The organism is Bacillus sp. MYb56 (assembly GCF_002976445.1).
Classification (GTDB): Bacteria; Bacillota; Bacilli; order Bacillales; family Bacillaceae_G; genus Bacillus_A; species Bacillus_A mycoides.
Window position 1 is genome coordinate 430645 of record NZ_PCOH01000001.1, and the last position, 13896, is coordinate 444540.

The 13896-nt window shown below is 33.8% G+C and carries 16 protein-coding genes; 3 read left to right on the top strand and 13 right to left on the bottom strand.

Features of this window, described 5'->3' with window-relative positions:
• Positions 1 to 111 precede the first annotated feature (111 nt).
• From CQ058_RS02120 to asnB, 8 genes are all read right to left on the bottom strand, one after another.
• On the bottom strand, positions 112 to 600 hold the full coding sequence (locus tag CQ058_RS02120) for a putative periplasmic lipoprotein (protein WP_002141637.1): 489 nt from the start codon (positions 598 to 600) through the stop codon (positions 112 to 114).
• Between the two features lie 260 nt (positions 601 to 860).
• A complete protein-coding gene (locus tag CQ058_RS02125) occupies positions 861 to 1508 on the bottom strand; it encodes a nitroreductase family protein (protein WP_002012699.1) in 648 nt (215 codons plus the stop codon).
• Positions 1509 to 1606: 98 nt separating this feature from the next.
• Positions 1607 to 2482 carry a D-amino-acid transaminase gene (dat, locus tag CQ058_RS02130; RefSeq protein ID WP_002189501.1) on the bottom strand — a complete coding sequence of 292 codons (876 nt, stop codon included), beginning with the start codon at positions 2480 to 2482 and terminating at the stop codon, positions 1607 to 1609.
• 131 nt (positions 2483 to 2613) lie between these two features.
• Positions 2614 to 3576 carry an ABC transporter substrate-binding protein gene (locus tag CQ058_RS02135; protein WP_105589420.1) on the bottom strand — a complete coding sequence of 321 codons (963 nt, stop codon included), beginning with the start codon at positions 3574 to 3576 and terminating at the stop codon, positions 2614 to 2616.
• 233 nt (positions 3577 to 3809) lie between these two features.
• A complete protein-coding gene (locus CQ058_RS02140; protein ID WP_002141633.1) occupies positions 3810 to 4811 on the bottom strand; it encodes an N-acetylmuramoyl-L-alanine amidase in 1002 nt (333 codons plus the stop codon).
• Positions 4812 to 4917: 106 nt separating this feature from the next.
• Positions 4918 to 5253, bottom strand: a complete 336-nt coding sequence (locus CQ058_RS02145; RefSeq protein WP_078176649.1) for a hypothetical protein — start codon at positions 5251 to 5253, stop codon at positions 4918 to 4920.
• A 45-nt stretch (positions 5254 to 5298) separates the two neighbouring features.
• Positions 5299 to 5658, bottom strand: coding sequence for a GNAT family N-acetyltransferase (locus CQ058_RS02150; RefSeq protein ID WP_002031711.1), 360 nt, complete (start codon positions 5656 to 5658; stop codon positions 5299 to 5301).
• Positions 5659 to 5749: 91 nt separating this feature from the next.
• On the bottom strand, positions 5750 to 7651 hold the full coding sequence (gene asnB, locus CQ058_RS02155) for an asparagine synthase (glutamine-hydrolyzing) (RefSeq protein ID WP_002012706.1): 1902 nt from the start codon (positions 7649 to 7651) through the stop codon (positions 5750 to 5752).
• Between the two features lie 217 nt (positions 7652 to 7868).
• Here asnB and CQ058_RS02160 point away from each other — a divergent pair, with 217 nt between their 5' ends.
• Complete coding sequence (locus CQ058_RS02160) at positions 7869 to 8336, top strand: Hsp20/alpha crystallin family protein (protein WP_002012708.1); 468 nt, start codon at positions 7869 to 7871, stop codon at positions 8334 to 8336.
• A 36-nt stretch (positions 8337 to 8372) separates the two neighbouring features.
• On the opposite strand, the gene CQ058_RS02165 is transcribed toward CQ058_RS02160, so the two are convergent.
• Entirely contained in the window at positions 8373 to 8960 is a 588-nt protein-coding gene (locus CQ058_RS02165; RefSeq protein ID WP_002141632.1) for an SCO family protein, read from the bottom strand.
• Between the two features lie 323 nt (positions 8961 to 9283).
• Here CQ058_RS02165 and CQ058_RS02170 point away from each other — a divergent pair, with 323 nt between their 5' ends.
• Positions 9284 to 10258 (top strand): MBL fold metallo-hydrolase, encoded by a 975-nt coding sequence (locus CQ058_RS02170; RefSeq protein WP_002189499.1) that lies wholly within the window; start codon positions 9284 to 9286, stop codon positions 10256 to 10258.
• A gap of 188 nt (positions 10259 to 10446) precedes the next feature.
• Here the strand turns inward: CQ058_RS02170 and CQ058_RS02175 are convergent, their stop codons facing one another.
• The 4 genes from CQ058_RS02175 to CQ058_RS02190 form a co-directional block, all read right to left on the bottom strand.
• Positions 10447 to 11289, bottom strand: coding sequence for a DegV family protein (locus tag CQ058_RS02175; RefSeq protein ID WP_033733157.1), 843 nt, complete (start codon positions 11287 to 11289; stop codon positions 10447 to 10449).
• Between the two features lie 153 nt (positions 11290 to 11442).
• On the bottom strand, positions 11443 to 11694 hold the full coding sequence (locus CQ058_RS02180; protein ID WP_002012715.1) for a DUF2535 family protein: 252 nt from the start codon (positions 11692 to 11694) through the stop codon (positions 11443 to 11445).
• Between the two features lie 328 nt (positions 11695 to 12022).
• Positions 12023 to 12763 (bottom strand): twin-arginine translocase subunit TatC, encoded by a 741-nt coding sequence (gene tatC / locus CQ058_RS02185; protein WP_033708120.1) that lies wholly within the window; start codon positions 12761 to 12763, stop codon positions 12023 to 12025.
• 57 nt (positions 12764 to 12820) lie between these two features.
• On the bottom strand, positions 12821 to 13000 hold the full coding sequence (locus CQ058_RS02190) for a twin-arginine translocase TatA/TatE family subunit (RefSeq protein WP_002012719.1): 180 nt from the start codon (positions 12998 to 13000) through the stop codon (positions 12821 to 12823).
• A gap of 209 nt (positions 13001 to 13209) precedes the next feature.
• Here CQ058_RS02190 and trhA point away from each other — a divergent pair, with 209 nt between their 5' ends.
• Positions 13210 to 13866, top strand: a complete 657-nt coding sequence (gene trhA / locus CQ058_RS02195; protein WP_002189496.1) for a PAQR family membrane homeostasis protein TrhA — start codon at positions 13210 to 13212, stop codon at positions 13864 to 13866.
• Positions 13867 to 13896 lie beyond the last annotated feature (30 nt).

Below are 13896 nucleotides of genomic sequence, written 5' to 3' on the forward strand. Positions count from 1 at the left end.
TTCTTCCTATTCATTCGTACTAGAAAGTGAAACAAATTATTCTCAACAACCTAATCCTATCCAAATTAAAAAGTACACTACCACTTTAAGTAATGTACTTTTTATCCATAATTAAGACGCAGGCTTTGTTTCAAACGTTGCTTGATTAAAGCTAATGACTTTTCCTTTCGGGTCATTGTTTTCAAACTGAGCTGCGGTAATCGTATGACTACCTGTCTCAAGCGTCTTTTCTTTTAATTGTACTGTTGTCTGTGTTGTACTAGTTACTTGATGTTTATCTGCAAATATTTGATCTACAAATACAAATGTTTCTTTATCATTTTGAAAATTGGAAAGTTCTAATTCGACTTGCTGAATTAAAGTATCCTTTTTTATGAATACAGTTGGTATATTGCCATTTTCAGAAGTACCATCTGGCGTAGTTACTTTTACTTTCCCTTCTCCGACTGGCACTGCTCCTTCAGGATATACGACCATATTCTCATCACTTGCATTTACAACTTGTTCTTCTTGATTTGACTGTGCATCTTCTTTTTCCTTTGGAGCACCACAGCCTACTAATAACAATACAGACAATCCAGCGATTATGAATTTCTTCAAAATTCATTCCCCCTGTTATTTCATTATAATTTATTATACAAAAATAACTTCTTGATTTTAAAACTAGTTTTTAACACTTTCATGAACAAATATTAGCTTGCTCACGATTACTGTACCATACTTTCATTTTAAGAACATTAATTTTTTAAAAGAAATAAATAGTAATTCCACTCTATTCATCATTTTAGCCCAAATCACTTAAAAAATATCCACTCAAAATAAAAAGACATTGCTATTTCAATGTCTTTTCCACATAACATTTAGAAAATAAATGTTGTAATCTCATCAACTTCTTTTCGAGAAAGTTTCTTCGGCTTATCTTTCGGAAACCCGAGTGAAATTACCATATTAATTTGTTTTTGAGGCTCAATTTGTAAATATTGTCGCAGTTCATCTTGAGCTAATAATACAGGTCCTGTCATTGGACAAGTACCCAGTCCTCTCGCATGTGCAGCCAACATTAAGTTTTGTGCTGCTAAACAGCTACTCTTAATTCCTTCCTCTTCCCATACTGAATCAGGAACGAAGGCAATTGGATCAAATATCTTTTCGCGAAACTTTGATTCATATGGTGTTGCCAAACATACGATTAATACTGGCGCCTCAGAGAAAGCTGTCGCATATGGACCGAAAGAACGTGTAAGTAATTTCCCTGCTTTCTCTTCTCCATTTTCTGCTGCTTTTGCTGCAAGTTTATGTAATGCATCCCATGTCATTTGTTCAATTTCTTTAATTTTCTCTCGGTTCATAATGACCAAGAACTCCCACGTTTGTGAGTTCGTATCACTCGGTGCATAACGAGCACAATCAATAATTTCTTTTATATCACTAGTGGATACTTCTTGTTCTGTAAACTTTCTAACACTTCGTCTACCGTGAATTACTTCTTTAAAATCTTCATAATTCATACATTAAATCCCCTTTTTACAGCGTTTTCAAAACTTGTCCTATGGTTGAATTATATCATGAAAAAAAGCTGGGGGAATACCAGCTTTTTTCCTCATTATTAATTTGTCACTTTAAACAAACTAATACTTTCTTCATATGCAGCTTGTAGTTTTTTCGTAATTGGTCCTCTTTCGCCACTTCCAAACTTCTCATCACCAATTTGAACAACAGGGAATATTTCAAGTGGTGTCGCTGTGAAAAAGCACTCATCGGATTCGTACACTTCCTGTAATGAAAATTCACGCTCTTCTACCTCTATATGTAACGCTTTCGCTAATGTAATAACGTAGTGACGAGTAATGCCATGTAAAATAAAATGATCGGCCGGATGTGTAATTAATTTATTATTTTTCACCATAAAGAAATTCGAATGACACCCCTCTGTTACAATTCCATCTCGCACCAATATCGCTTCTTGGTAGCCTTGTTCGTTTATTTTATTTTTAATCATGATATTAGGGAGCAGATTTAATGATTTTATATGGCAGAACTTCCAGCGTATATCCTCTTCGACAGTCACCTTTATTCCTTGTTCCATAGTAGCAGTAGGTCTTGGAAACGAAACGATATTCGCAAAATATGTTGGTTGTAAATCTTTTTCATACACATGATTTCGTGCTTGAGCACCACGTGATATTTGAAGATACACATTCCCATCTTCTTGAAATTGATTTCTTTCAATCATTTGATGTAACTCTTCCACTAACTCTTCTTTAGCAAACGGTGGAATTAGTTTTATTTCTTCCATAGAATTAAAAAATCGTTCCAAATGTAAATCCAATAAATGTGGCTTCCCATCATATAACCTAAAAACCTCATATATACCATCACCAAATTGAAAGCCCCTCTCCTCTAATGGGACCATCGGCTGTTCTTCCTTCGTATTCACAATTCTTCCGTTAAACAAAATCCAATCTTTATGAGTAGCTTTCATTCCTTCCCACTCCTTTATTCCATGATTGGTTTTATTGTACAACTTATCCACACTTAAAAGAAGGAATTTTCTGTATTTAACTAAATTAAAAAGTACATCACCTATTTAAAGTGATGCACTCAACCATTCATTTATTTCAGAAAATATTTTTCAATATCATCTAACATTAAATTTGCTGCTTTAATACCGCCTGCTGTATTCCAAATTACTTCATCCACTTGGAATACTTTATTGTCTTTTGAAGCTTGTAGCTGCTTAAAGAGTGGATCTTCTGTCCATTCTTTTGCTAACGTATTTCCTTCGTTATTCTTATCTGCATCTTTATCAGATGTAAAATAGAATATGTAGTCCCCATCCATATTCGGAATTTGCTCTTTTGTAATTCCTTTTATCGCAAATTCATCTTTATCTTGTAGTGGTGGTCGCTTAAATCCAACATCATTTAAAATAGCACCTGAGAATGAGTTTTTCTGATAAATCCGGACATCACCTGGTACGAAGCGAATAATAGAAACTGCAGAATTCAATTTATCTCCTAACTTCTCTTTCATTCCTTCAATACGTTTTTTATAATCTTCAAGAGCCTTTTGCCCTTCTTTTTCTTTATTTACAGCTTTTGTATAGAGTGTAAAGTTTTCCTTCCAATCCCCGCGCAATGTTTCAGCGTATACAGTTGGCGCTATTTCGTTCAATTGCTCATATATTTTTTCATGACGCATTTTATTCCCGATAATTAAATCCGGCTTAAGCTTCATAACTGCCTCTAAATTAATATCACGCTCAGTTCCTACAACTTTCGTATCTTTTAAATCTTTCGCTAAATGAGGATACCATTCATCACCAGCACGTGGTTTTGTAGTTCCAACTGGCGTTACTCCAACAGCTAAAAGTGCCTCCGCACCCTCATTTGTTAAAACAACTACTTTTTTAGGTGTACCATTTACTGTTGTTTCACCCATTGCATGCTTTACAGTATACGAATCTTTTGCTTTAGCTGATGGATCATTTCCTTTTTTCTCTTCTTTGCTACACCCTGCGATTATTACCATAAGTATCATAATGCATAACATAAATATTTTTTTACTATGTACCATATGTCCTCCTAGATGAAATTGATTATCATTAACAATTAAAGGTTAATGTATATTACATACATTGTCAATGTATATCAGAAAACTTTTTTAATATATACAATTTAGATTCTATCCGCTATTCAAATGTTTATTTTTAAAATAAAGTGTATAAGTATGAAAACAATAAACGTTCTTAAAATGCGTATCTACGTTATACATAAATACGCATTCATATTACATCATAAATTCATTTCCTAATATTGATTATATTTAATATATGATGGATCATTATACACCCACTGATTTCCACCAAGGTTCAACCAACCGTTTTGATTAATATATACTAAATAAGATTCCGGATTATTTAATTTACGAATAACTGAAGAAGATGTTGATGGACCACTTCTTAAATTCACATTTGTTCCTTGTATATATGCAACACCAATTGCGCTTCCATCACTATTGCTCGTCTTTACAAAATTAATATACGAAGGGTCATTATACACCCATTGTCCATTTCCTAAGTCTAACCATCCGTTACTTTCCTGATATACGACATACGATTCTGGGGAGTTTAGTTGACGAATAACCGAAGAAGACGTTGATGGACCACTTCTTAAATTCACATTTTCCCCAAGGATATAAGCAATCCCCTTCGTTTGTGGTGTTGGCTGAGGATTTGGAGGTTGTGGATTTGGAGGATTCGGATTTGGAGCTACTCCAAAAATAGCTGCTATTCCGTTTGCATATGCTTGACTTAGATCTTCGATAAATTGTGGATTTTTCAATAAATTAGCATCAAATGTTGTATCAATAAAAGCAGTCTCAGTTAAAATTGCATCCATTGCAGTCTCCCTTAGTACCGCATAATTTGCTTTTTTTGCCCCTCGATCACGAAGACCATATTTTGTTAATACAGGATTGACTGCTGCATGCATTTTTTGTTGCTTTTCATATGCGGAACTACTATTAGATAGCGCATTGTAAATATAACTTTCAAATCCAGTGCCACCGCCACTATTAATGTGAAATGAGATAAAATAATCTGCACCAAATGAATTAGCAATATTAGCACGTTCTGATAAAGAGATAAACACATCACTATCACGTGTCATTTTAATATTGATTGGGTAATTTGCAGATAAAATATCTCGCACACGTCTAGCAATTTGAAGTGTTAACTCTTTTTCCACTAACCCATTACCAACAGCACCAGAATCATATCCACCATGCCCTGCGTCTATAACAAGTTTCATATATCTTTTTCATTCCTTTCTTTATTGTAATAAGCTTTCATTTCTACTCGTCCTATTTTATGTTAATTGTACAAGTTCCGTTACAAGTACAAATAAAAAAACCCCCTTATGTAAGGCGGTTTCTATCGCTTTGCTTTAGCCAATTTAAAATGAATATATACGATTGATAATGGATGTAACGTATGCAAAATAAAAGAAATAAAAGAAATATCCCACCGCCGCTATATAGCAACCCAAACTTCAAAAAGATGTTCAAAAGAGGTGGGAAATACGTTATGTTTTGCAATACAAATAGCATACAAAACAAAATTACAAACACGGGTATATATTGTAATTCATATGGTCTTCTCTTCTTATACATTCTTTTCCGAATAAAAGTCTGACATAGTTCTGCTACTATAAAACAACCTCCAACTAATACAAGACCAGAAGTTATCGTCATACGTCCACCTACCTTATATTCATATCATCACCTAATCAATATTCACTATATTTTCTTTACATATATTCCATTTTCCTCAATAAAACCAGATCCCTCTATGAAAGATTTAGCTTGTTCCGTAAACATCTCTTGCAATACTTTTATTTCTTTCATATTTCTCTGTTTCATCATTTCTTCAAATGTAAAATACGTATTTGTCCCGTATCCATAACCTTGATAATCAAAATGAATAATTAACTGTGACAAAATAGCACTCTCTTCTTGAACGCTATAATCTATTACACCAATATATGTATCATCAGCCTTTACACAATACTGAACCTTTTTCTCATCTAAGCTGTGTGAGTGAAACATTTCTTTTACAGCGCTTTCATTTTCTGTATTTACTTTCTCAAACGTAATCATATGTTGTCCATCCTTTTACTATTATTGTATCAATAATAAATGCAATTTATGAAAAAAACCTTAAGATCGAATGCGACCTTAAGGTTTTTTATTAAACTAAGCTATACGCACGCTTTGTTTCTTCGTGGAACTTATTCGTATCGTATTTATGCTCAACATAAATTTGATGCCATACCATAAACGCAAGTACAGTCCAAATTTTACGGCTATAATCGCCTTTATCTGCACAATGTGCTTCCAGTAAGTTTAATACATACTGTTTTTCGATTAAATGCTCAGTTTTGCTTTCTTTAATAATATTTACAGCCCAATCGTGCATTTCATCTTTTAACCAGTGACGAATTGGTACTGGGAATCCAAGCTTTTTACGATCTAACACGTGATCCGGAACAATTCCACGAGCAGCTTCACGTAATATAGCTTTCGTTGTTCCGTTTGCAATTTTAAATTCTGTCGGAATTTTAGATGCAACGTCAAATACTTCTTTATCTAAGAACGGTACACGAAGTTCTAATGAATTTGCCATCGTCATTTTATCAGCTTTTAATAAAATATCGCCGCGTAACCATGTGAACATATCAATGTACTGCATTTTACTTACATCATCATAATCTTTAATTTCGTTATACAATGGTTTCGTGATATCCATATAGTTAACACTTTCATCGTAATACTTCATTAATTCAGCTTTCTCTTCTTCACGGAAGATTTTCGCATTTCCATAGTAACGCTCTTCGATTGGCGTACATCCACGCTCTAAGAAGCTTTTTCCTTTAAACCCTTCTTTAAGAGCACCACTTAATGCCTTTAGAACACTCTTTCCTGGGCTAGGAATGTAAGAGAACATTTTTAACGAGTTTGGCTCACGATAAATGTTATATCCACCAAATAGCTCGTCTGCACCTTCACCAGAAAGAACAACCGTTACATGTTTACGCGCTTCTTTCGCAACGAAATACAATGGTACAGCTGCTGGATCCGCTAAAGGATCATCCATATGCCAAATGATTTTTGGGAACTCATCCATAAATTCTTGCGCTGTAATGAATACGTTATGGTTTTTAACTCCTAATTTCTCAGCAGTTTCTTTCGCAACATCAACTTCACTGAAACCGCGTTGTTCGAAACCAATAGAGAATGTTAATAGATTTGGATTCATTTCTCTTGCGATAGAAGCAATAATAGATGAATCGATACCACCAGATAAGAAAGAACCTACTGGTACATCACTACGCATATGTACTTTTACAGAATCGTATAATACATCACGAATTGCTTGGATATGCTCCTCTTTCGTTGCGCTTGAAGCGTTGAAATAAGGATTCCAGTAGCGATGGATTTCCATCTCTTTACCGATTTCTTTTACGAAGTAATGACCAGGCTCAATTTTGTTAACATCAATTGTTAATGTTTCTGGCTCTGGACCATATTGGTACGTAAAGTAGTGTTGTAGTGACTTTGGGTTTACCCCTTTGTCTTCCATTACATGCATAATACTTTTCTTCTCAGATGCGAAGAATGTAGTATCACCTTGTTGTGCGATGTATAAAGGCTTAATACCGAAGTGGTCACGTGCACCGAAAAGTGTCTTTTCTTCACGATCCCAAATCATAAATGCGAACATACCACGAAGGTAGTCTACACATTTTTCTTTCATATGTGCATACAATGCAATGATAACTTCTGTATCAGATTGTGTAGCAAACGTTGCACCTTTTTCAAGTAACATTTCACGTAGTTCTACATAATTGTAAATTTCACCATTAAAAATAATTACATATCGATCATTTTCATAAGTTAACGGCTGATGTCCTGCCTCTAAGTCAATGATACTTAAACGGCGGAAGCCAAATTGTACATGTTCATCACGAAAATATCCTTCGTCATCTGGACCGCGGTGGAAAATCATCGTGTTCATATTTTCAAATTGATGTTTTTCTGTTTCTGAAAACTCTCTAGGGTTTTCACATAAACATCCTACAAAACCACACATACTTCTTACCCTCTTTCAGTTTTCATTCTGTCTCAATACTACTATATCAACCCTATTTATACTAGCATAATCAACTGAATATGGCGACCAAAAACTATAAAAAACTCACTCCATTTCACATTTTTAACATTTTTTTATGAAAACATGAAAACTAGGCACTCACCTTTCTCCGCTTTTGTCATATGATATTGCAAATTGATTTCTAGGAGGTAATACCATGAGTGAAGAAAAAAAAGATTCTTCTCGCCCACCAGTTCGTAATTATTTAAAACAAATTGATGATTTTTTCGAACAAACGCCTCTTCGTGGCGTAATTGCTGATTTAAATCATTTTTTCCAAAAAGGAAACCGTTTATTAACATTCCCAGTAGATTTATACGAAGTTGGTGACGAACTCGTCGTTACAGCCGAACTACCAGGTATACAAAAAGAACAAATTCAAATTGAAATACAAAGCGAATACTTAAAAGTCTCTGTAAAAGAAGATATACTTGAAGAGACGGAAGAAGAACAAACATCTCATAACTATTATCGCCGAGAACGTTCCATTTCAGAAGCGTCAAGAATTATTAAGTTACCATATTTAATTAATAAAAAAGCAACGAAAGCTTCTTATCAAAACGGTGTATTAGAAATTCGCGCACCGAAATTACCACAACAGCATGACATATTATCCATAGACTGAATACTAATAAAAGAAGGGTGCTAAGCACCCTTCTTTTTAATCAGCTAATCGCTTCATATCACGTATAATATCTTCGTATGGCGTATTGCTAATGCCGCTATATTTTTTCATTACTTTTCCATTTTGATCGACTAAGAAAAATGATGTACCGTGTATTACTTGCCCATTCTCTGGTTTATCTACAAGCGACTGGAAGTTATCTTTTGAAAACTTTGTAATATCCTCCAGTGAATAACCAGTTAACAAGTTCCAGTTACTTGTATCCTCTGTAAACTTTTGAATGAATGCTTTCAAATTTTCTGGTTTATCAAGTTCAGGGTCTACACTAAACGAAACAAACTGAACGTCTAATTTCTCTTCCTTAGCCATTTTCTGTAATTTCGCCATATTAGCAGTCATTGGCGGACAAACTGTTTGACAGTTTGTAAACATGAAATCAGCTACCCAAACTTTCCCTTTTAAATCTTTTGTACCAAACGGCTTTCCTTCTTGATTTGTAAATTGGAAAGTTTCTAAATCCCAGTTTAACGGTTTACGGAGTTTTGCCCCTGAACTACTACAACCTGCAAGTACAAAGAGACAAAATACAACCATAAGACCAATTAACTTTTGATAACGCTTCATTATTAAACCTCTTTTCTCTATCCTTAATTTATGTAAGTTATGTATATCATAACAAAAGTAAACACTATGAGAAAATTGTTTACATCATTTGTTCACGAAATCGTACGAATTTACGTATGTTACTTCTTTATTTCAAGCGAATTACTAGACAAAATATATTTTACTACTATTATTTCTCTAACCATTATTTGCGAAACGAAGTTCATTGTTAAATTTGTAAATAAATCCCCAATTACTTAAACATTAATCCATGTTAAACACTGTATTCCTTAACAACATTTCGGTACAATACAACTACAACGATTTTAAATGAGGTGATGTTCATGGCAAAGCGCTATGAAAATATGGATAATGCAAGTACAAAAAAATCAATTCGCTCCTTCTTACGTTGGCGTAAAGAGAGAAAGCAAAACAAAAAAGACTTTTCTTTTCTAGTAGAACAATCACCTGTTAAACAAAGTAAATTTCTACTAAATAACTTTGAAAAAACGACTGTCACATGGATTGGTCATTCAACTTTTCTCATTCAAACGAACGGCTTAAATATTTTAACAGATCCAGTATGGGCAAATAAATTAAAGTTAGTTCCACGACTTACTGAGCCAGGGCTCACTATAAAAGAACTACCTAAAATCGATATCGTTCTTATTTCACACGGTCATTACGATCATTTAGACTTTTCATCTCTTCGTCAACTAAATGATGATGCCTTATACCTTGTTCCTATTGGGCTAAAAAAATTATTTACTCGTAAAAAATTCACCAATGTAGAAGAATACAACTGGTGGGAAAGTACAACAATTGATGAAGTCTCTTTTCACTTCGTACCTGCCCAGCACTGGACGAGAAGAACATTATTTGATATGAACACCTCTCACTGGGGAGGATGGATCATTGATAATATGACTTCTTCAGAAACCATTTATTTTTGTGGTGATAGTGGTTATTTCCAAGGATTTAAAGAGATCGGCAAACGTTTTTCAATCGATATTGCACTTATGCCAATTGGTGCCTATGAACCAGAATGGTTTATGAAAGTGTCTCACGTTTCACCAGAAGAAGCTGTGCAAGCCTATCTAGATATAAAAGCTACACATTTCATTCCCATGCACTACGGTACTTTTGCGCTAGCAGATGAAACGCCGAGGGAAGCTGTAACACGGCTTCGTAATAACTGGAATTTACGCATGCTACCGTGGGAACAACTTCATGTTCTCTTTTTGGGCCAAACTTTCACTTATAGCCCTATTGTCTCAGTTAAAGAACCAGTAAAAATCACAGAAACTTCTCATGTATAATAGTACTAATTTTTGCGAGTAATTTATCATATACTTTAAAAAATTGAAAAGGGTGTTTTCCATGAAAGATTATTTACAGACTCGCTATATAATTAGCGGTAGCGCCTGTATTGCCCTTCTCATTTATTATTTTCTGTCCTGAAATAATAAAAAAGCTACTTGAAAATTCATTTCAAGTAGCTTTTTTATTACTCTGCTAAATACATAAAACCAATTGCTCCTGGTCCTGTATGAGTACTGATAACTGGTGTTGTATAGAAAATCTCTGATTGAGTGAATCCATTCACTTTTTCAACAGCAGCTTTTACACTTTCTGCTAAAGGAATTGCTTTAGCATGTGGAATCGCAACAGCTTTCACTACTTTTCCAGCAGTATCTTCCTCGAATATTTTAGCCAATGTTTTTACAATCTGCCCTTGGCTACGTACTTTCGTTACCGGATTATATACGCCGCCTTCTAAACTTGCGATTGGTTTAATATTAAGTAAAGAACCAATAAGTGCCTTACCTTTACCGATGCGTCCACCTTTTACTAAGTTTTCTAATGTATCTACGACAACATATAAACGAGTATTCTTTCTTACTTCATCAATACGTTTTAAAATATCTTCTAGTGAGCATTCTTCTTTTGCCATTTTTGCCGCTTCAATTACTTGATATGCTAAAGCATGTGTAATAAATTGAGAATCAACAACTGTTACTTTTGTATCTGTCATTGATGCAGCGCTATTCGCTGTTGCGACAGTACCGCTCATTCCACCTGTCATATGAATGGAAAGTACTTCACTTCCATCTTCGCCTAGCTTGTCATACATTTCTACAAATGTACCCATAGCCGGTTGTGATGTTTTTGGTAATTCTTCTGATTTAATCATTTCTTCAATAAATTCATCCGGTTGTAAATCTACACGATCTAAGTATGTTTGTCCATTTACAGAAATAGATAATGGTAAAACATGAATATCATACTTCTCAATTATATCTTTTGATAAATCTGCCGTTGAATCTGTTACAATTTTAATTTTTTGCATATTATATTCTTCCCTTTCCAATACGCTCTCCCTGTTATTATACTAGCATTCCCGATGCTTTCAACAATTTCGAATGAATTTCACCAAATTAATTATATTTTTATACCTAAAATAAAAAAGACAGAGCCTATCTAACTCTGTCCCTGCTGTGTATTATGCATTCTTTTCAAGAGTATTTGTCTTATATACATTTGAATAATCATTCCACTTCAAACAACTTTGTAAATATTCACGGAAAGAGTACGAGAATCTTGGGTTTTTATGTTTTTGAATTTTCGCAATAAACAATTGAAGACGAGACTGAATTAGAAACGCTAATGGATGCTGTGTTTGTAGGACAGGGATTTCAAATATTTTAATACAATTCCCTGTTGCATGAGTGAAATAAAAACTTTTCGTAATCACAATATCAATCCTCTTTTTCGTTGGATTTTTGAACTTCCTCCACTTTATTCTTTAACACGTTTTTTAGTGTAGGTTTCCTATGAATACTAAAATATCCTTAAGCTGCCCCATTTAGAAGTTAATACTTCATTTATATCCACCTAATTCGAACCCTGTCCTATATATCCTTTGAGACGGGAGTCTTATTATCCATATATAGCTTGATAACTTCAGTATAAACTTATAAAAATGAAAAGTTTGTCTAAATTTTGGAGATTCTATAATTTTTTCCTTCTATATATTGTATACAATTATAGCTAGAGTATAACAAATAAATTAAAAAGTGCCTTTATAACGAGGCACTTTTCGACTGTATTTCTTCTCTTTTCTGTTTTCGTTTACTAACTATCTTTGATAAAGCGATACTGATTTCATAAATACAAATAAGCGGTACCGCTACTAAACTATGTGATAAAAAATCTGGCGGCGATATACATGATGCAATTATAATCAACACGACATAAGCATATCTTCTTATTTTTTGAAGAAATTCTGCAGTTAGAAGACCTATACTCGTTAAAAACATAACAACTACAGGTAATTCAAATATAACAGCAAACGGAACTGTTAAATTTAATACGAAATGAAAATATTTTTCCGTTGTAAACATCGTATTAAACATCTCATTACCAATTGTAGTTAGGAAATGAAATAAAAATGGCATGACGATAAAATAACCAAAAGATAGGCCTGCTATAAATAATATAGACAATACCGGTATATACATTAATGTCATTTTTTGTTCATTGGGATGTAAACCTGGTTTTACAAATAACCAAATTTGTATCGCAGCAAAAGGAATTGTACAAACGATAGCAAATACTGTAGCAATCGAGAAAAAAATCCACAACACATCACTTGGACCGAGAACAGTTAATTTCATTGGTAAATCTTTTACAAGCCAAAAATAAATATCCTTCGTAAAAGTAAATCCAATAATTAAAAATAATACAAAGGATAATACTGTATATATTACTCGTTTGCGAAGCTCAACAATATGTTCTACTACGCTCATTTCCCGATCTTCCATCTCGTTCACCACACTTTATTTATCCATTCCGAGAAAAACTTCAGCATATTCTTTTATTTATTTATTTTTTTCTTTCTCTTGAAATGCCTCATCAGTCAATTCTTTTGTTGATTTTTTAAATTCTTTTAACGTTTCCCCTAAAGCTTTCCCAATTTCCGGTAACTTTTTTGGGCCAAATAAAATTAACACTGCTACTAAAATTAAAATTAACCCTGGAAAGCCAATATTTGAAAACATTTCCCCATCCCCTTCATAAGTAGATTCCTTGTCCTACTATTCCATAAGTTCATTTTGTCAAAAAATTTCGTAAACGTCAATGTATCCGTTGTCTTTTGTCAAAAAAATTCGAAAATATAATCAATTGAATATCATTTTCTATTCCTTTTGTATATGATATGGTTAAGGAAAATATAACTTATCTCAATACAGTGAAAGGAATTAACATTATGACGCAAAAAATTAAAAGAATGACCCAATTTGTAAAAGAAGAAATTGCGAATGCAATTACCCATGGTATCGGTGCCATTTTAAGCATCCCTGCCTTAATCATATTAATTATTCATGCTTCCAAACATGGCACAGCATCTGCTGTTGTTGGCTTTACCGTTTATGGTGTAAGCATGTTCTTGCTATACTTATTTTCTACACTGTTACATAGTATCCATCATCCAAAAGTAGAAAAGTTATTTACCATTTTAGATCACTCCGCCATATATTTATTAATTGCCGGCACGTATACACCATTTCTACTCATTACACTGCGTGGCCCGCTCGGTTGGACTTTACTCGCAATTATTTGGACCCTTGCGATTGGGGGCATTATTTTCAAAATCTTCTTTGTTCGTCGCTTTATTAAAACATCAACATTATGTTATATCATTATGGGCTGGCTCATCATCGTTGCCATTAAACCCCTTTATGAAAATTTAACCGGTCACGGCTTCTCACTACTATTAATAGGCGGCATTTTGTATTCTGTGGGAGCTATATTCTTCCTTTGGGAAAAGCTTCCGTTCAATCATGCCATTTGGCATCTCTTCGTACTAGGCGGTAGTACAATGATGTTTTTCTGCGTACTGTTTTATGTCTTACCCACAGCATAAAAAAAGTTTCAGCTTGTTTAAGCTGAAACT